The following is a 17,016-nucleotide window of genomic DNA, read 5'->3' as shown; positions in this document are numbered from 1 at the left end:
AGGCCGCTCCCACAGGGAACCGCGATCTCCTGTAGGAGCGGCCTTGTGTCGCGAAAGGGCTGCAAAGCAGCCCCGGCAATCTCACGACATAAGACTGCTCCAAGATGACCCAGCCCACCCCCTGCTACCACTGCGCCCTGCCCGTCCCCGCCGGCAGCCGCTTCACCGCCGTGGTCCTCGGCCAGCCCCGGCAGTTCTGCTGCCCCGGCTGCCAGGCGGTAGCCGAGTCGATCGTCGCCGGGGGCCTGGAGCACTACTACCAGCACCGCAGCGACAACAGCGCCAACCCCGAGGCCCTGCCCAGGCAGCTACAGGACGAACTGGCCCTCTACGACCGCAGCGACGTACAGCAAACCTTCGTCCGCCATGCTGGCGACCTGGCCGAAACCACCCTGCTGGTCGAAGGCATCAGCTGCGCCGCCTGCGGCTGGCTGATCGAAAAGCACCTGCGCAACCTGCCCGGCGTCGCCGAGGCGCGCCTGAACCTGTCCAACCACCGCCTGCTGCTGAACTGGCACGACAAGCAACTGCCGCTCTCGCGCCTGCTCGCCGAGCTGCGCCAGATCGGCTACGCCGCCCACCCTTATCAGCCCGATCAGGCCGCCGAGCAGCTGGCCAGCGAGAACCGCAGCGCCCTGCGCCGCCTGGGCGTGGCCGGGCTGCTGTGGTTCCAGGCGATGATGGCAACCATGGCCACCTGGCCGGAATTCAATATCGACCTGTCGCCCGAACTGCACACCATCCTGCGCTGGGTGGCGCTGTTCCTCACCATCCCCATCGTGTTCTACAGCTGCGCACCGTTCTTCAAGGGCGCGGCACGCGACCTGCGTACCCGCCACCTGACCATGGACGTTTCGGTGTCGCTGGCCATTGGCCTGGCCTTCGGCGCCGGCATCTGGACCGCCATCACCGGCAGCGGCGAGCTGTATTTCGACACCGTGGGCATGTTCGCGCTGTTCCTGCTCACCGGCCGATACCTGGAGCGCCGCGCCCGCGAACGTACCGCTGCGGCCACTGCGCAACTGGTCAACCTGCTGCCGGCCTCGTGCCTGCGCCTGGACGCCGCCGGCCGCAGCGAGCGTATCCTGCTCAGCGAACTGCAGTGCGGTGACACGGTGCAGGTGCTGCCAGGTGCGGTAATCCCCGCCGACGGGCGCATCGTCGAAGGCCGCTCCAGCGTCGATGAATCGTTGCTGACCGGTGAATACCTGCCGCAACCACGGCGGGTCGGCGAGCGGGTCACCGGCGGTACCCTGAACGTCGAAAGCACCCTGAACGTGGAAGTCGAAGCCCTCGGCCACGACTCGCGGTTGTCAGCCATCGTCCGCCTGCTGGAACGCGCCCAGACCGAAAAACCTCGCCTGGCCGAAATCGCCGACCGGGCCTCGCAGTGGTTCCTGCTGTTCTCGCTGCTGGCCGCCGCGGCCATCGGCCTGTGGTGGTGGCACCTGGACCCGGCGCGGGCGTTCTGGATCGTGCTGGCAATGCTGGTAGCGACCTGCCCCTGCGCACTGTCCCTGGCAACGCCAACCGCGCTTACTGCGGCCACCGGCACCTTGCACAAGCTCGGCCTGCTGGTGACCCGTGGCCATGTGCTGGAAGGCCTGAACCAGATCGACACGGTGATTTTCGACAAGACCGGCACGCTGACCGAGGGCCGGCTCACCTTGCGCAGCATTCGCCCGCTCGGCAGCCTGCCCGCCGACCGCTGTCTGGCCCTGGCCGCGGCGCTGGAGAACCGCTCCGAACACCCCATCGCCCGCGCCTTCGGCCGCACCGCAACGCCTGCTGAAGACGTGCAGAGCGTACCGGGCCTGGGCCTGGAAGGGCTGGTCGAAGGCCAGCGCCTGCGCATTGGCCAGGCCACCTTCGTCTGCGCCCTGAGCGGCGCGGAAATCCCCGCCGTGCCAGAGCCGCGCGGCCAGTGGCTGCTGCTGGGCGACCGCCTGGGCCCACTGGCCTGGTTCGGCCTGGACGACCGCCTGCGCGACGATGCCCCTGCCCTGCTGGCGGCCTGCAAGGCCCGTGGCTGGCGCACGCTACTGCTGTCGGGCGACAACTCGCCGATGGTTGCCGAAGTGGCCGCGCAGCTAGGCATCGACCAGGCCATCGGCGGCCTGCGTCCGGACGACAAACTGGACCGGCTGAAGGCGCTGCAGGCGGCCGGGCGCAAGGTGCTGATGCTGGGTGACGGGGTCAACGACGTGCCGGTACTGGCCGCCGCCGACATCAGCATCGCCATGGGCAGCGCCACCGACCTGGCCAAGACCAGCGCCGACGCCGTGCTGCTGTCCAACCGCCTGCAAGCGCTGGTACAAGCCTTCGAGCTGGCCCGCCGCACCCGCCGCAACATCCTCGAGAACCTGCTGTGGGCGACCTTGTATAATGGCCTGATGTTACCGTTCGCCGCGCTTGGCTGGATCACCCCGGTTTGGGCAGCCATCGGCATGTCGGTCAGTTCACTGATCGTGGTACTCAACGCCCTGCGCCTGACCCGCCTGCCCCTGGCATCGGGCCTGCCAGCGAACGAAGCGCCCTTGCCCGGGAGGAAGTCGTCATGCCCGCACTCTATGTCATGATCCCCGCAGCCCTGCTGCTGGTCGGCGTGGCCGTGTACATCTTCTTCTGGGCGGTGGACAGCGGCCAGTACGACGACCTGGAAAGCCCTGCACACAGCATCTTGTTCGACGACCAGGACCCGCGCCACCAGGCGGCGGTGAAGCCTGACGAGGCCGACACCGACAAGGAACCCCCACCCCGTGCCTGACCTGCTGCCCCTGCTGGGCTCGGCGTTGATTCTCGGTCTGCTCGGTGGCGGCCACTGCCTGGGCATGTGCGGCGGCCTGATGGGTGCGCTGACCCTTGCCATACCGCCCGAACAACGTGGCCGGCGCTTGCGCCTGCTGCTGGCGTACAACCTTGGGCGCATTCTCAGTTATGCCTGTGCCGGCCTGCTGCTGGGCCTGGCCGGCTGGGCCGTGGCCAGCAGCCCGGCGGCGCTGGCATTGCGGGTGGTGGCGGCGCTGCTGTTGATCGCCATGGGGTTGTACCTGGCCGGCTGGTGGAGCGGGCTGACCCGCATCGAGGCGCTGGGCCGGGGGCTGTGGCGGCATATCCAGCCAGTGGCGTCGCGCTTGCTGCCAGTGTCCAGCGTGCCGCGGGCGTTGTTGCTGGGGGCCTTGTGGGGGTGGTTGCCGTGCGGGTTGGTGTACAGCACCTTGCTGTGGGCGGCCAGCCAAGGCAATGCCGGGTACAGCGCGGCGCTGATGCTGGCGTTCGGCGTGGGGACCTGGCCGGTGTTGCTGGCCACGGGGCTGGCGGCTGAGCGAGTAAACAGGTTGTTGAAACGGCGCAGTGTGCGGGTGGCTGGCGGGGTGCTGGTGATGCTGTTTGGTATCTGGACCATGCCGGGGCCGCATCAGCACTGGTTGATGGGGCATTGAGGGGGGCCGCTTTGCGACCCTTCGCGGGCATGCCCGCTCCTACAGGATCATGTGTACCCCTATGGGAGCGGGCAAGCCCGCGAAGGGCTGCAGAGCAGCCCCAATGCCCTTGATACAAATCAACACAGATTCCTACAGACGGCCATAGACTCCGGGGCACTGCTGCTCTTTCCGGGGACCGCCCTCATGCTCGACGACCTTCGTTGGGATACCGACCTGATCCGCCGCTACGACTTGGCCGGACCACGCTACACCTCTTACCCGACCGCCGTGCAACTGCACAGCGAAGTGGGCTCGTTCGACCTGCTCCACGCCCTGCGCGAAAGCCGTCGGGCCGCGCGCCCGCTGTCGCTGTACGTGCATGTACCGTTCTGCGCCAACATCTGCTACTACTGCGCCTGCAACAAGGTGATCACCAAAGACCGCGGCCGCGCCGCGCCCTACCTGCAGCGCCTGGAGCAGGAAATCCAGCTGATCGCCTGCCACCTTGACCCTAAACAGCGTGTCGAACAGCTGCATTTTGGCGGCGGCACGCCAACCTTCCTCAGCCATGTGGAACTGCGCCAGCTGATGGCCACCCTGCGCCAGCACTTCCACCTGCTGGACGACGACTCCGGCGACTATGGCATCGAGATCGACCCGCGCGAAGCCGACTGGTCGACCATGGGCCTGCTCCGTGAACTGGGCTTCAACCGCGTCAGCCTGGGCGTGCAGGACCTCGACCCGGCCGTGCAGCGCGCAGTCAACCGCCTGCAGAGCCTCGAGCAGACCCGCACCCTGATCGAAGCCGCACGCACCCTGCAGTTCCGCTCGATCAACCTCGACCTGATCTACGGCCTGCCCAAACAAACCCCGGAAGGCTTTGCCCGCACCGTCGAAGAAGTGATCCGCCTGCAACCCGACCGCCTCTCGGTGTTCAATTACGCGCACCTGCCCGAGCGCTTCATGCCGCAACGGCGCATCGACAGCAATGACCTGCCCAGCGCGGCCGCCAAGCTGGAGATGCTGCACGCCACCATCGACCAGCTGACCGCTGCAGGCTACCGTTACATCGGCATGGATCACTTCGCCCTGCCCGACGACGAGCTGGCCATCGCCCAGGAAGAAGGCACCCTGCAGCGCAACTTCCAGGGCTACACCACCCATGGGCACTGCGACCTGATCGGTCTGGGCGTGTCGGCCATCAGCCAGATCGGCGACCTGTACTGCCAGAACAGCAGCGACCTAAACACCTATCAGGACAGCCTGTCGAACGCCCAGCTGGCCACCCAGCGCGGCCTGCTGTGCAACCACGACGACCGCATCCGCCGGGCAGTGATCCAGCAACTGATCTGCCATTTCGAGCTGGATTTCGAGCCGATCGAACAGGCCTTCACCATCGATTTTCGCGGCTACTTCAACGACCTCTGGCCAGAACTGCTGACCTTGCAGCGCGACGGGCTGATCCGCCTGGACGACAAAGGCATCCGCATCCTGCCGGCCGGCCGCCTGCTGGCGCGCTCGGTGTGCATGGTGTTCGACGCCTACCTGGCGATGCACAACCGCCAGCGCTTCTCGCGGGTGATCTGAAACCGAGTCGTTCAACCGCATGGACAAAGTTCCTTGCCAGGCACACCATGGGCACAGCGAAGGCCCCGGCGTACACCCGCCGGGGCCTGGCCAGGTCGCACCACAACAGCGCACGCTGGCCTACAACCTACGCCGTGAGTTACCCTTACGTCTTATGTGTGCTTTCCCACAAGGATCGAATGAAAATGTCCGAGCCAGTCAAACTGCGCCCACACAACCAGGCCCATTGCAAGGACTGCAGCCTGGCCCCCCTGTGCCTGCCTCTGTCGCTCAACCTGGAAGACATGGATGCACTGGATGAAATCGTCAAGCGTGGGCGGCCGTTGAAAAAAGGCGAGTTCCTGTTCCGCCAGGGCGACAATTTCGGCTCGGTCTACGCGGTACGTTCCGGCGCGCTGAAAACCTTCAGCCTCAGCGACAGCGGCGAAGAGCAGATCACCGGCTTCCACCTGCCCAGTGAGCTGGTCGGCCTGTCGGGCATGGACACCGAAGCCTACCCGGTGTCGGCCCAGGCCCAGGAGACGACTTCGGTGTGTGAAATCCCGTTCGAACGCCTCGACGAGCTGTCGGTGCAGCTGCCGCAGCTACGCCGCCAGCTGATGCGGGTAATGAGCCGGGAAATCCGCGACGATCAGCAGATGATGCTGCTGCTGTCGAAAAAGACCGCTGACGAGCGCATTGCCACCTTCCTGGTCAACCTGTCGGCACGCTTCCGCGCCCGCGGCTATTCGGCCAACCAGTTCCGCCTGAGCATGTCGCGCAACGAAATCGGCAACTACCTGGGCCTGGCAGTGGAAACCGTGTCGCGGGTGTTCACCCGCTTCCAGCAGAATGGCCTGATCCGTGCCGAAGGCAAGGAAGTGCACATTCTCGACCCGATCCAGCTGTGCGCGCTGGCCGGTGGCGCAATGGAGGCCTGAGGCCGGCGTTTAGCGGGTATACTTGGGCATTCGTTTTCCCAGGATACCCGCAACAATGCACAGCGACGCCTTCGACCTCAAAGCCCTGATCCGCCCGGTAGTGGACTTCCCCAAACCGGGCGTGATCTTCCGCGATATCACCCCGCTGTTCCAGTCGCCGCGCGGGCTGCGCTATGTGGCCGACCAGTTCATCGAACGCTATGTCGAAGCCGAGTTCAGCCACATCGGCGCCATGGACGCCCGAGGCTTCCTGATCGGCTCGATCATCGCCCACCAGCTGAACAAGCCCCTGATCCTGTTCCGCAAGCAGGGCAAGCTGCCGGCTGACGTGCTGAGCGAGGGTTACCAGACCGAGTACGGCGAAGCCTTCCTGGAAGTGCATGCCGACAGCCTGTGCGAAGGGGATTCGGTGTTGATCTTCGATGACCTGATTGCTACTGGCGGTACGCTGCTGGCAGCAGCCAACCTGGTGCGCCGGACCGGTGCCCAGGTGTTCGAGGCGGCGGCGATCATCGATCTGCCGGAGCTGGACGGATCGCGCCGGCTGCAGGCGGCCGGGGTACCGACTTTCTGCCTGACCGAGTTTTCGCTCAGCGAATATTGAGTTGGGTTTTGGGGCTGCTTTGCAGCCCCACCAATTCTCGATCAGAGCGAAATCGGCCGACGCCCCGCAAACGCATGGGCCAAGGTCCCACCATCCACCAGCTCCAGCTCGCCGCCCAATGGCACGCCATGGGCAATCCGCGACGCCACCAGGCCCTTTTCGCTCAGCAACTGGGCAATGTAATGCGCCGTGGCCTCGCCTTCCACCGTCGGGTTGGTCGCCAGGATCACCTCGGTGAAGGTGCCCTGCTTCTCGATCCGCGCCATCAGCTGCGGAATCCCGATCGCCTCCGGCCCCAGCCCGTCCAGCGGCGACAAGTGGCCCTTGAGCACGAAGTAGCGGCCACGGTAGCCGGTCTGCTCCACTGCATACACATCGGTCGGCCCTTCGACCACACACAACTGGGTATCGTCACGGCGCGTGTCGGCGCATTGCGGGCACAGCTCCTGCTCGGTCAGGGTGCGGCACTGACGGCAATGCCCAACCCCCTCCATGGCCTGGGTCAAGGCCTGGGCCAGGCGCAGGCCGCCGCTGCGGTCACGTTCGAGCAGTTGCAGGGCCATGCGCTGGGCGGTTTTCTGGCCGACACCCGGCAGAATACGCAGGGCATCGATCAGTTGGCGGATGAGAGGGCTGAAGCTCATGGGAAAGGCCTGACAAACAAATAAGAGGCGGTTTATACCCAGCGGGGGCAGTGGCGTCAAATCAGCCATGCGACCTGCGCGGTCCGCTTTTTTGTGGGAGCGGCCTTGTGTCGCGAAAGGGGCGCGAAGCGGCCCCAGGTTTTCAGCTTCGCCGCATAAATTGCCGGGGCCGCTGCGCAGCCCTTTCGCGACACAAGGCCGCTCCCACAAAAAACAGACCGCGCCTGGGTTGAAATCTCTGTAAAAAAAACCGCCGCTGTCATCAGCGGCGGTTTTCGGTAACGCAAATGCCCTTAGAACGGCATCTTGAAGCCCGGCGGCAGCTGCATGCCGGCGGTCATGCTGCCCATCTTGTCCTGGCTGTTCTGCTCGACCTTGCGCACGGCGTCGTTCAGCGCGGCGGCGATCAGGTCTTCCAGCACTTCCTTGTCGTCTTCATCAGTCGACATCAGGCTCTGGTCGATGCTGACACGCTTGACGTCGTGACGACCGGTCATCACCACGCTAACCAGGCCACCACCGGACTGGCCGGTGACTTCGGCGTTGGCCAGCTCTTCCTGCATCTTCTGCATCTTTTCCTGCATCTGCTGGGCCTGCTTCATCAGGCCGGCCATGCCACCTTTCATCATGGGGGTATACCTCGATTGGGTCATGTGATGCGGCCCGGCACCGGGCCGGCCGCATGGTTATCCGTTACTGGCCCTGGTCAACCAGGGCTTCTACAGGCTCAATAGTATCCTGCCGCACCTTGGCGCCGAACAACTTGATCATCTGCTGGATCAACGGATCCTGCTCGATCGAGGTGACTGCGTCCTGCTGGCGCTCGGCGCGTTTGCGCGCCGCCGCCTGGGCCGGGGTTTCCTGCTCGGGCAGGATCAGCTCGATGCGCAGGTTCAGCGTGCGCCCCAGGTGCTGGTTGAGCGCTTCGTTAAGGCGCCGCTGCTGGGTGGCATTGAACAGCGCACCCTGGCCAGGGTCCAGGTGCAGCAGCCAGTCGTCACCATCGGCTGCAATCAACGTACAGTTCGCCGCGATGTTGCCTGTCATACCGGACACAGGCAACTGTGGGAATAATTCCAGCCATTGCAGGGCCAGGCCGGTAGCCGGCTTGGCTGCGGGCAGCGGTTCGGCTGCCGGCTTGGGTGCTTCTTCCTGGACGTGTTCGGCCAGTTCGTCCAGGTAGCTGAAGCCGACCGGGTCGCTTTCGCCGCCGTAATAGTCTTCGTCCAGGGGCGGTTCATCGTCGCGGTCCATGCCCACGGCGGCATAGGCGGACGGGTCGAAGGGCGGCTCGTCGTCGTGTGCAGGGGCGGCAGGTGCCGGCGTGGGCGCAGCGGGCAAAGCTGGAGCCGGCACAGGCTCGGCAACTACTGGCGCGGGCTCTTCCCACGGCAGGTCAACCACCTCTGCCACGGGTTCTGGTCCTGGCTCAGGTTCGCTGACCGGGGCAGGCTCAGCTGCCACCACTGGCTCGACAACCGGCTGCGGCGCTGGCTCGGCCGCTGCGGGCGCCTGCACTTGTGGCGCGGCAGCCGGAGCAACAGGCTCCACGACAGCAGCGACCGGCGGCGCCACGGCAACCGCCGGCGCTGCCACCGGTGTTGCAGGATCAGCTGTGGCCTGGCTGATCCCCACTGGCTTTAGTACCGGTTTCGGCGCGTCGTCGGTGTCGGCCGGGCGGAACGCCAGCATGCGCAGCAGGACCATTTCGAAACCACCGCGCGGGTCCGGCGCCAAGGGCAGGTCACGGCGGCCGATCAGGCCCATCTGGTAATAGAACTGCACGTCCTCGGCTGGCAATGCCGAGGCCAGCGCCAGCACCCGCTCGCGGTCGCCCTGGCCGTTGTCCACCGCCTCCGGCAGCGCCTGGGCAATGGCCACGCGGTGCAGCACATTGAGCATCTCGGCCAGCACGCCAGCCCAGTCCGGCCCCTGCTCGGCCAGGTTGCGCACGGCCTCGAGCAAGGCCCGGGCATCGCCTTCGAGCAATGCCTGCAGCACCCCGTAGACCTGACCATGATCGAGGCTGCCGAGCATGGCCCGCACATCGGCGGCCAGCACCTTGCCTTCGCCAAAGGCGATGGCCTGGTCAGTCAGGCTCATGGCGTCGCGCATCGAACCATCGGCCGCGCGCCCCAGCAGCCACAGGGCATCCGGCTCGAATGGCACGTTTTCGGCGGACAGAACATGGCTGAGGTGCTCGACCACCCGCTCCGGGCTCATGTTCTTCAGCGAGAACTGCAGGCAGCGCGACAGGATGGTGGCCGGCAGTTTCTGCGGGTCGGTGGTGGCGAGGATGAACTTGACGTAGGGCGGCGGCTCTTCCAGCGTCTTGAGCAAGGCGTTGAACGAGTGGGTCGAGAGCATGTGCACTTCGTCGATCAGGTAGACCTTGAAGCGCCCACGGCTCGGGGCGTACTGCACGTTATCGAGCAGTTCGCGGGTGTCCTCGACCTTGGTGCGGCTGGCGGCGTCGATCTCGATCAGGTCGACGAAACGGCCTTCGTCGATCTCCCGGCATACCGAACAGGTGCCGCAGGGCGTGGAGGTGATGCCGGTTTCGCAGTTCAGGCACTTGGCGATGATACGGGCAATGGTGGTCTTGCCCACGCCCCGGGTACCGGTGAACAGGTAGGCGTGGTGCAGGCGCTGGTTGTCCAAGGCATTGATCAAGGCCTTGAGCACATGGGTCTGGCCGACCATTTCGCGGAACGAGCGCGGACGCCATTTACGTGCAAGAACCTGATAACTCATCGAAAAACCATCGTAGCCTGATCGAGCGGAAGATCGCTAATGCTAGCGGAGCGGGGGCAAAATTGCACCCTGCGCAAGTCGGCTAAGCTTTGAAACTGGCGCGCCATCCAGGGAGGATTGCCTTTGCGAAGACTGCTGGCCCTGTTGCTGCTGTGGAACACCTACAGCCAGGCTGAACAGCCCGTGTTGCGTTTTTCTGTCGCCGAGAGCTGGAGCATGCCGCTGGTGCGCATCGAAAGCGACCAGCCGGTGGAAGGTTTGCTGTACGACCTCATGCAGGCCTTGGCCAAGGAGGTGGGCGTACGCCCCGAATACCATGTCATGGCCCGCCTGCGCCTGCAGGAGGCGATGAATAACGGTGACATAGATGTGCGCTGCTATGTCAGCACCCAGTGGTTCAACGACCGGCCGGGGAATTTTGTCTGGAGCATCCCGCTGCTGCACCAGCGAGACCTGCTGGTAGGCCGCGCGGGTGACAGTACCCCGCTGCCGCCGGAACAACTGCCTGTCCAGGCCATCGGCACAGTGCTTGGCTATACCTATTCGACCTTGCAACCGCTGCTGGACCAGGGCCGTCTGCACCGCGAGGACAGCCGCAGCCAGTTGCTGGTGCTGCAGAAGCTGCAAGCCGGGCGCTATCGGCATGCGGTAAGCAACCAGCTGTCGTTGCAGTGGTTCAATCAGGGGCTACCCGCCGAGCAGCAATTGCAGGCGCTGGCGGTGCTGGAGGACCAGGACCTGGGGTGCATGGTACGCAATGACCCGGCGATACCGACCCAAGGGCTGCTGCGGGCACTGGTGAAGATGAAGCAGTCGGGGGAGATCGAGCGGATTGTGCAGCGGTATGGGGGGATGGGCAACCAAGAACCCATGTCTGTGGCTCGCCCCTGAGCCACGCATACCCGATGCCCCCCCCGCCCCTTGTACGCCCGTTGTGGGAGCGGGTTCACCCGTGAACACCGGCAAAGCCGGTGCCATCCACCGAGTTGCCCTCTTCGCGGGCATGCCCGCTCCCACAGGATTGTGCGGCGCATTCACAATCTATATTGCAAGCTCAAGCCTGGTGGTGCTGTCGGCAAGCATGCCGATTGTGCGCTCGCGTTAACCAAGCACCCTGCCCTCACGCCAAAGCCAGCAAACCCGCACTCAAGAACATCCCCACGCCAAACACAGAATGCGTGGCCAGGCTCTTCAGGCAGTTGCGCGCAGGCGTCGGCGTCCTCGACGCAAAGAACCCCGCGCCCATCGCCGGCTGCATGAAGCACAAAGGCGCCACGACCGTCACCACACCAACAACCAGCGCAGGCAACAATGTAGGTGCCAGCAACCAGCCCTCCCCCACGATCACGACCAGCAGCATCGCGAACAGCACGCCGATGGCGTAATGAATCCCCCACCCCAACGCCAGCTCATGCCGCACCGGTTCTGCCTTGGCAATCGCCTGGTGCCGCACACGCCCGTGCAGCAAATGCCCCGCCCAACGTCCGACCATGGCGAAGTTCAGCGTGGCGACACCCATCCGCCTCAGCAGCAGCCCCCACAAGTCCATCACCATCGTGGCCCCGATACCAATTGGCAAGGCGGCGGAAAACATCGCAGTAAACGTCATTGAACAAGCCCTCGAAGATTGACGGTCATCACCATGCCGCGCAGCATAGAAGTTGAAGTCAACTTCAAGTCAAGGGCCCGAAATGGACATTGCCGACGTCGCCAAACGCACAGGCGTACCCGCCTCGACGCTGCGCTACTACGAGAAGAAAGGCCTGCTCAAGTCACTTGCCGGGCCTGGCAAGCGGCGGCAGTTCGCAGCCGATGTTGCAGACCGGCTGGCGCTGATCGCCCTGGGCCAGGCTGCGGGGTTTTCGCTGGAGGAAGTGGGGGCAATGCTGGTGGACCTGCAGGTCGACCGCCAGATGCTGATCGCCAAGGCCGACGAACTGGATGCACGAATCAGGCGCTTGCAGGCGATGAGCAAAGGCTTGCGGCATGCGGCGCAGTGCCCTGAGGAAGATCACCTGGCATGCCCGAAATTCCAGCGGCTGATGAAGCTGTCGGCGGCGGGGCATGGGAAAAAAAAGGGCAGTTCAACAGTTGCCTTTAAGTGACCAGGATAAAACCACCACCTGAATGCATCATCGCCTGAATAGAGTAGTGGCAATACGATATCAATAAGCCACTACTCAGTGTAGAGTTACGCGCCTCCGCGCCCAGCCGTGCGCCGAGAACAGTACTCACACTCAGGAAATGTTGCATGTCCACAATTCGAAATCTCACCGCTGCCGCACTGATAGCGCTGACCACTGGTTGTGCTACCGGCCTCAATTCGGCCCAAGAGTCGGAACTTGCCAGCTATCGCGCCAGAAACCTCGCAGTTGAAGAGAAAAGCCCAGGGCTTGCTGCCGGCCTTGGCCTGCTTCCAGGTGGCGGTTCGTTCTACGGTCGCGCATATGGCTTTGGTGTGGTGAACCTGCTGTTCTGGCCGCTTTCCATTCTGTGGGACCCGGTGAGTGGGCATGACGCTGCAGAGATGATCAACTACCAAGCCACCAAAGCCCATGTTGCAACGCTGAAAAAGCACGACATGGACGAACTCGATGCCAAGCTGGAATCTGACTCGATCGACCTCAAACGCTACACGCTCGACAAACGCAGAATCGATGAGAAGTACAACCTGTAAAGGCATCTGCCGCACAGCGCAACGATCGGCCTGAGGTCTGTACGTTCCCAACGATAACGCGGCGCGCCTTTCAATAGTTGAAGCCATACACGATGTAAGGCTTTCGTCTTGCTTTACCGGCATATCACTCAAGGATTATTCAAGTGACCTACTTCCGTGTGCTTCTAGTCTCGGTATTTATTGCCCTTTGCACAGGGTGCGCTTCGCCTGCTCAAATTTCCGGAATGTCCGTGGCATCCGACCAGACCGATGCGCAGTTTTATGATCAACGGCTGCATCGCAACATTCAGGTAACCGAAGTAAATGGCGGAGACGCCACCAACCCGCTCTGGACTTCGGAAATCGACGGCCCTGACTTCGGTGCCGCACTCAAACAATCACTTGCCAGTGCTGACCTGCTTGGCGAAGCACCTGCTGCCTACACTCTGCGCGCCAACCTGCTGCGCGTCGACCAACCCATTTTTGGCTTGGATTTCGAAGTTACCTGCGAGGCTGAATATACGTTGACCGAGTCTGCTTCAAATACCGTTATTTTCCGAGAGATCATTCGGACGCCCTTTACCGCCGGCGTTGGCGACTCCGTTATCGCGATCAAGCGCCTGCGGCTGGCCAATGAAGGTTCGGCACGCACAAATATCAGCACGCTGCTGAAGCGCCTCAAGGCGCTCAAACTTGAGGCCGGACAGGTTTCTCTAAAGTAACGGATACCTGCTGATACCGGGCTTTCGATGCGGGTAGGACAACAGCGCCTACTCCGCTGCATCGGCGCGGTCGCGGCAGGAATGGAAGTCAGATGGCACCTACCGGCGCCGGGCACATGCCTGCGTCTTGCAGCCCCGAAGGATTGCTTCCTGGAAGGTGCCGAGCCTGTTGCCCGTAGATCGAACACCAACACCTGCGACTCACCTTGTGAGAAGTTGCCCGCATAGATTTTCGTATCCTGGAGGATTTTCAGCGATCCGGCTTGCCGCGTTTTCGAGGCGATCAGCTGGAGCTTTCCATGCCGTTCTACGGCCGGAAAGTGCTTCTGTTGGTATGAAGGCTTGGTGGGAGCGAATGGGGGATCAGCCAGAATGTAGCAGGTGCTCGGACGCTCGTTACTCATCAAGATCGATGATAGATAACATCGACATTTACTTGTTTTCTATCAACCGAATGAAATGGAGAATGGCGCCTGAACTCAAATCTGGAACTGTCTGATGCGCTTTATGCCTCTTGCTGCTGCCTCCTTCACTCTCACGCTGCTGGCGGGGTGCGCATCCGCGCCTAACCAGCCGACAAAGGAGCTGGTGACCGCTAAATCTCCGGAAGTTTTTTCCGCCTGCGTCATGCAGAAGCTGCAAGAGAATCAGCAATCGCCGAACGTTACCCATACGAGCCGAAGCTATCGCGTGATCCTGAGCAGCCCTGTTGCCGCGGACAATGTGATCGAGACGTTCAAAGGGGACACGGGCGGGAAAGTCTACGTTTATCAGCGAGGGCTCTTTTCTGAAAACCTCGTTCGCGTAGCTTCCCAATGCGCTTGAGGAGAGGGAGGCTCTCACCAGGCCGAAGTTGTCGAGCTGGGTAAAGCGAGAAATCCTCGAGAATTCAAGGACCTGAAATGGAGGCGGCCCCACCAGCCACACCCCGGCACTCGATGTTCCCGCTATGGCTGCTCCCTTCCGGGCCTGACCAGGTTAACGGGTAATCAATGCGGGGGGACCGATGGGGCCACCACTACAAGGCTCGCTGAACAGCGAGTGGCGCCATTGTACCGGTCTTGGGGGCAGATACAACCTCTGGAGGAGAAAAAGTCATCATTTCTCAATGACTTGTCCGGGCTGGGGTGGCCTGGAGCTGCCAATTCGCGGGTGAACCCGCTCCTACAGGGTTGGCGCTGACAGCAAGATCAGCGCAGGACCTGTGGGAGCAGGCGCCGCGGTGGATGGCACGGGCTTCGCCCGTGTTCGCGGGCATGCCCGCTCCCACAAGGACCGTGCAAGCAGCAAGATCTGCCATTGGCCTGCTAGACAGCGATGCCCTGCTCACCCAGGAAGGTGACGAAGGCATCTTCATCAAGTACCTTCACGCCCAACTCGCTGGCCTTGGCCAGCTTGGACCCCGCCCCCGGCCCCGCCACCACGCAGTGGGTCTTGCCAGAAACCGAACCCGCCACCTTGGCCCCCAGGCTTTCCAGCTTTTCCTTGGCGATATCACGGCTCATGCGCTCCAGGGTGCCGGTCAGCACCCAGGTCTGGCCGGCCAGCGGCAGGCCTTCGGCGACTTTCTTCTCGCTGCTCCAGTGCATGCCGAACGCCAGCAATTGTGCCTCGATGTCCCGGGCCAGCTTCTGGTTGGCTTCATCCTTGAAGAACTCGCGCACGGCTTCGGCCTGCTTGGCCGCCAGGGCCTGGCGCAGGTCGATGCCGTCGGCGGCGATGATCTTGTCCAGGCTATCGAGCTTGGCCACCAGCTTCTCGGCACCGGTCGGGCCAACCGAGGCGATATCGAGCTTGGCGATCATGCCGGCCAGGGTGGTGCTGGCGGCGAATTCGGCAGCCAGCTCGCCTTCGTCCTGCAGTTGCATGCCACTGTCGAGCAACTGTTTGATGACCTTGCGGTTGTGCTCGTCCTCGAAGAAGTTGTGAATCTCGTAGGCCACCTCCAAGCCGATGTCTGGCAAGTAGGTGAGCACTTGCGGCAGCGCTTGCTGCACGCGCGCCAGGCTGCCCAGCGAGCGGGCCAGCACCTTGGCGGTCTCCTCGCCTACGTCCGGTATGCCCAGGGCGTAGATGAAGCGCGCCAGGCTCGGGCGCTTGCTGGCTTCGATGGCATCCAGCAGCTTCTTGCTGGACACTTCGGCAAAACCTTCCAGGCCAACGATCTGGTCAAATTCCAGCTTGTACAGGTCGGCCGGCGAGCCGATCAGGCCTTCGTCCACCAGTTGCTCGACGCTCTTCTCGCCCAGGCCGTCGATGTCCATGGCGCGGCGCGACACATAGTGGATGATTGCCTGCTTGAGCTGGGCACCACAGGCCAGGCGACCGACGCAGCGGTACACCGCGCCCTCGCTGGTGGTTTCCTTGCCCTTGCTACGCTTGACCAGCTGGGTACGCTCGACCTGCGAGCCGCATACCGGGCATTCGCTCGGCACCTGCACCGGGCGCGCATCTTCCGGGCGGCGCTCCAGTACCACCTGCATTACCTGAGGGATCACGTCACCGGCGCGGCGGATGATCACCGTGTCGCCAATGCGCAGGCCCAAGCGGGCGATTTCGTCCATGTTGTGCAGGGTGGCGTTGGATACGGTCACACCTGCGACCTTGACCGGCCTCAAGCGTGCCACGGGCGTTACCGCGCCGGTGCGGCCGACCTGGAACTCGACATCCAGCACCTCGGTCAGCTCTTCCATGGCCGGGAACTTGTGGGCAATCGCCCAGCGCGGCTCACGGGCGCGGAAGCCCAGTTCGCGCTGGGCGGCCAGGCTGTTGACCTTGAACACCACGCCGTCGATTTCGTATGGCAGGCTGTTGCGTCGCTCGCCGATGTCGCGGTAGTAGGCCAGGCATTCTTCGATGCCGGCGGCATGCTTGAGTTCGCGGCTGATCGGCAGCCCCCAGGCCTTGAGCTGCTCGAGGATACCGATGTGGCTGTCGCCAATGCTCGCGGACACTTGGCCGACGCCATAGCAGCAGAATTCCAGCGGGCGGCTGGCGGTGATTTTCGAATCCAGCTGACGCAGGCTGCCGGCGGCGGCGTTGCGCGGGTTGGCGAAGGTCTTGCCACCGGCTTCGGCCTGGGCGGCGTTGAGCCGATCGAAACCGGCCTTGCTCATGTACACCTCGCCGCGCACCTCCAGCACCGCCGGCCATCCCTCGCCTTGCAGCTTGAGCGGGATGTTGCGCACGGTACGCACGTTGGCACTGATGTCTTCGCCAGTGGTGCCGTCGCCACGGGTGGCGCCCTGCACCAGCTGGCCGTCGCGGTACAACAAGCTTACGGCCAGGCCGTCGAGCTTGGGCTCACAGCTGTAGTCGACCGCACCGGGCTGGTCGAGGCCGTCTACCACGCGGCGGCCGAACTCACGCAAGTCGGCTTCTTCGAAGGCGTTGCCCAGGCTGAGCATGGGCACTTCGTGGCGTACCTGGCTGAACGCGGCCAGGGCTTCGCCCCCAACGCGCTGGGTGGGCGAGTCGGGGGTTACCAGGTGCGGGTGTTCGGCTTCAAGCGCCTTGAGCTCGTTGAACAGGCGGTCGTATTCGGCATCGGGCACGCTTGGCTCATCGAGCACGTAGTAGCGGTAGTTGTGCTGGTCGAGCTCGGCACGCAGTTCGTGGATACGGGTTTCGGCGGTCATGGGATTTGTCTTCTCTTGCAAAGCAAAAGAGCAGCCTGAGGTGGTGCATGGGGCCTGGATTGGTGT

At 63.6% G+C, this 17,016-nt stretch carries 16 protein-coding genes and 1 other RNA gene; 11 read left to right on the top strand and 6 right to left on the bottom strand.

The features are described from left to right. Nucleotides 1-104: 104 nt before the first annotated feature. The 6 genes from ACK1U9_RS03660 to ACK1U9_RS03635 all read left to right on the top strand — a co-directional run bounded on the left by ACK1U9_RS03660 (nt 105) and on the right by ACK1U9_RS03635 (nt 6,536). Nucleotides 105-2,579 carry a heavy metal translocating P-type ATPase gene (locus ACK1U9_RS03660; RefSeq protein WP_153671150.1) on the top strand — a complete coding sequence of 825 codons (2,475 nt, stop codon included), beginning with the start codon at nt 105-107 and terminating at the stop codon, nt 2,577-2,579. Continuing rightward, nucleotides 2,558-2,767 carry a cbb3-type cytochrome oxidase assembly protein CcoS gene (gene ccoS / locus ACK1U9_RS03655; RefSeq protein ID WP_046615053.1) on the top strand — a complete coding sequence of 70 codons (210 nt, stop codon included), beginning with the start codon at nt 2,558-2,560 and terminating at the stop codon, nt 2,765-2,767. Before ACK1U9_RS03660 ends, ccoS begins: the two co-directional genes overlap by 22 nt. Then, nucleotides 2,760-3,443, top strand: a complete 684-nt coding sequence (locus ACK1U9_RS03650) for a sulfite exporter TauE/SafE family protein (RefSeq protein WP_196188775.1) — start codon at nt 2,760-2,762, stop codon at nt 3,441-3,443. The genes ccoS and ACK1U9_RS03650 overlap by 8 nt, the downstream gene beginning before the upstream one ends. A gap of 186 nt (nt 3,444-3,629) precedes the next feature. Continuing rightward, nucleotides 3,630-5,012 (top strand): oxygen-independent coproporphyrinogen III oxidase, encoded by a 1,383-nt coding sequence (hemN, locus tag ACK1U9_RS03645; RefSeq protein ID WP_025340016.1) that lies wholly within the window; start codon nt 3,630-3,632, stop codon nt 5,010-5,012. A 185-nt stretch (nt 5,013-5,197) separates the two neighbouring features. After that, entirely contained in the window at nt 5,198-5,932 is a 735-nt protein-coding gene (gene fnrA / locus ACK1U9_RS03640; protein ID WP_015271145.1) for a Crp/Fnr family transcriptional regulator FnrA, read from the top strand. 55 nt (nt 5,933-5,987) lie between these two features. Next, a complete protein-coding gene (locus tag ACK1U9_RS03635; RefSeq protein WP_009683910.1) occupies nt 5,988-6,536 on the top strand; it encodes an adenine phosphoribosyltransferase in 549 nt (182 codons plus the stop codon). Between the two features lie 41 nt (nt 6,537-6,577). Here ACK1U9_RS03635 and recR read toward each other — a convergent pair whose 3' ends face one another. The 3 genes from recR to dnaX form a co-directional block, all read right to left on the bottom strand. Further along, nucleotides 6,578-7,180: a recombination mediator RecR gene (gene recR, locus ACK1U9_RS03630; RefSeq protein ID WP_108481107.1), complete on the bottom strand. Its 603-nt coding sequence runs from the start codon at nt 7,178-7,180 to the stop codon at nt 6,578-6,580. 293 nt (nt 7,181-7,473) lie between these two features. Then, complete coding sequence (locus tag ACK1U9_RS03625) at nt 7,474-7,809, bottom strand: YbaB/EbfC family nucleoid-associated protein (protein WP_003259671.1); 336 nt, start codon at nt 7,807-7,809, stop codon at nt 7,474-7,476. 64 nt (nt 7,810-7,873) lie between these two features. Then, nucleotides 7,874-9,934: a DNA polymerase III subunit gamma/tau gene (gene dnaX / locus ACK1U9_RS03620; protein WP_449109708.1), complete on the bottom strand. Its 2,061-nt coding sequence runs from the start codon at nt 9,932-9,934 to the stop codon at nt 7,874-7,876. A gap of 123 nt (nt 9,935-10,057) precedes the next feature. On the opposite strand from dnaX, the gene ACK1U9_RS03615 reads away from it, so the two are divergent. Further along, complete coding sequence (locus tag ACK1U9_RS03615) at nt 10,058-10,825, top strand: substrate-binding periplasmic protein (protein ID WP_135002847.1); 768 nt, start codon at nt 10,058-10,060, stop codon at nt 10,823-10,825. Between the two features lie 229 nt (nt 10,826-11,054). Here the strand turns inward: ACK1U9_RS03615 and ACK1U9_RS03610 are convergent, their stop codons facing one another. Continuing rightward, a complete protein-coding gene (locus ACK1U9_RS03610) occupies nt 11,055-11,543 on the bottom strand; it encodes a DUF2938 domain-containing protein (protein WP_046615049.1) in 489 nt (162 codons plus the stop codon). Between the two features lie 82 nt (nt 11,544-11,625). On the opposite strand from ACK1U9_RS03610, the gene ACK1U9_RS03605 reads away from it, so the two are divergent. The 4 genes from ACK1U9_RS03605 (at nt 11,626) to ACK1U9_RS03590 (ending at nt 14,137) form a co-directional block, all read left to right on the top strand. After that, complete coding sequence (locus ACK1U9_RS03605) at nt 11,626-12,039, top strand: helix-turn-helix domain-containing protein (RefSeq protein WP_196174440.1); 414 nt, start codon at nt 11,626-11,628, stop codon at nt 12,037-12,039. A gap of 146 nt (nt 12,040-12,185) precedes the next feature. Beyond that, nucleotides 12,186-12,611, top strand: coding sequence for a hypothetical protein (locus ACK1U9_RS03600; RefSeq protein ID WP_015271150.1), 426 nt, complete (start codon nt 12,186-12,188; stop codon nt 12,609-12,611). 143 nt (nt 12,612-12,754) lie between these two features. Then, nucleotides 12,755-13,312, top strand: coding sequence for a hypothetical protein (locus ACK1U9_RS03595; RefSeq protein WP_256573755.1), 558 nt, complete (start codon nt 12,755-12,757; stop codon nt 13,310-13,312). A gap of 498 nt (nt 13,313-13,810) precedes the next feature. After that, complete coding sequence (locus ACK1U9_RS03590; protein WP_046615046.1) at nt 13,811-14,137, top strand: hypothetical protein; 327 nt, start codon at nt 13,811-13,813, stop codon at nt 14,135-14,137. 87 nt (nt 14,138-14,224) lie between these two features. On the opposite strand, the gene ffs is transcribed toward ACK1U9_RS03590, so the two are convergent. After that, nucleotides 14,225-14,321: signal recognition particle sRNA small type (ffs, locus tag ACK1U9_RS03585), an RNA gene on the bottom strand. 298 nt (nt 14,322-14,619) lie between these two features. Continuing rightward, a complete protein-coding gene (ligA, locus tag ACK1U9_RS03580) occupies nt 14,620-16,950 on the bottom strand; it encodes an NAD-dependent DNA ligase LigA (RefSeq protein WP_046615038.1) in 2,331 nt (776 codons plus the stop codon). Between the last annotated feature and the right edge of the window lie 66 nt (nt 16,951-17,016).

This window comes from Pseudomonas sp. XP1, assembly GCF_053557675.1.
The sequence above is the reverse complement of the archived record's forward strand: the minus strand, read 5'-3'. Positions and strand labels throughout refer to the sequence as shown.

Coding starts and splice junctions, on each gene's coding strand:
- ACK1U9_RS03660 (WP_153671150.1), top strand. CDS start 105: ATGACCCAGCCCACCCCCTGCTACCACTGCGCCCTGCCCGTCCCCGCC.
- ccoS (WP_046615053.1), top strand. CDS start 2,558: ATGCCCGCACTCTATGTCATGATCCCCGCAGCCCTGCTGCTGGTCGGC.
- hemN (WP_025340016.1), top strand. CDS start 3,630: ATGCTCGACGACCTTCGTTGGGATACCGACCTGATCCGCCGCTACGAC.
- fnrA (WP_015271145.1), top strand. CDS start 5,198: ATGTCCGAGCCAGTCAAACTGCGCCCACACAACCAGGCCCATTGCAAG.
- ACK1U9_RS03635 (WP_009683910.1), top strand. CDS start 5,988: ATGCACAGCGACGCCTTCGACCTCAAAGCCCTGATCCGCCCGGTAGTG.
- recR (WP_108481107.1), bottom strand. CDS start 7,180: ATGAGCTTCAGCCCTCTCATCCGCCAACTGATCGATGCCCTGCGTATT.
- ACK1U9_RS03625 (WP_003259671.1), bottom strand. CDS start 7,809: ATGATGAAAGGTGGCATGGCCGGCCTGATGAAGCAGGCCCAGCAGATG.
- dnaX (WP_449109708.1), bottom strand. CDS start 9,934: ATGAGTTATCAGGTTCTTGCACGTAAATGGCGTCCGCGCTCGTTCCGC.
- ACK1U9_RS03610 (WP_046615049.1), bottom strand. CDS start 11,543: ATGACGTTTACTGCGATGTTTTCCGCCGCCTTGCCAATTGGTATCGGG.
- ACK1U9_RS03605 (WP_196174440.1), top strand. CDS start 11,626: ATGGACATTGCCGACGTCGCCAAACGCACAGGCGTACCCGCCTCGACG.
- ACK1U9_RS03600 (WP_015271150.1), top strand. CDS start 12,186: ATGTCCACAATTCGAAATCTCACCGCTGCCGCACTGATAGCGCTGACC.
- ACK1U9_RS03590 (WP_046615046.1), top strand. CDS start 13,811: ATGCGCTTTATGCCTCTTGCTGCTGCCTCCTTCACTCTCACGCTGCTG.
- ligA (WP_046615038.1), bottom strand. CDS start 16,950: ATGACCGCCGAAACCCGTATCCACGAACTGCGTGCCGAGCTCGACCAG.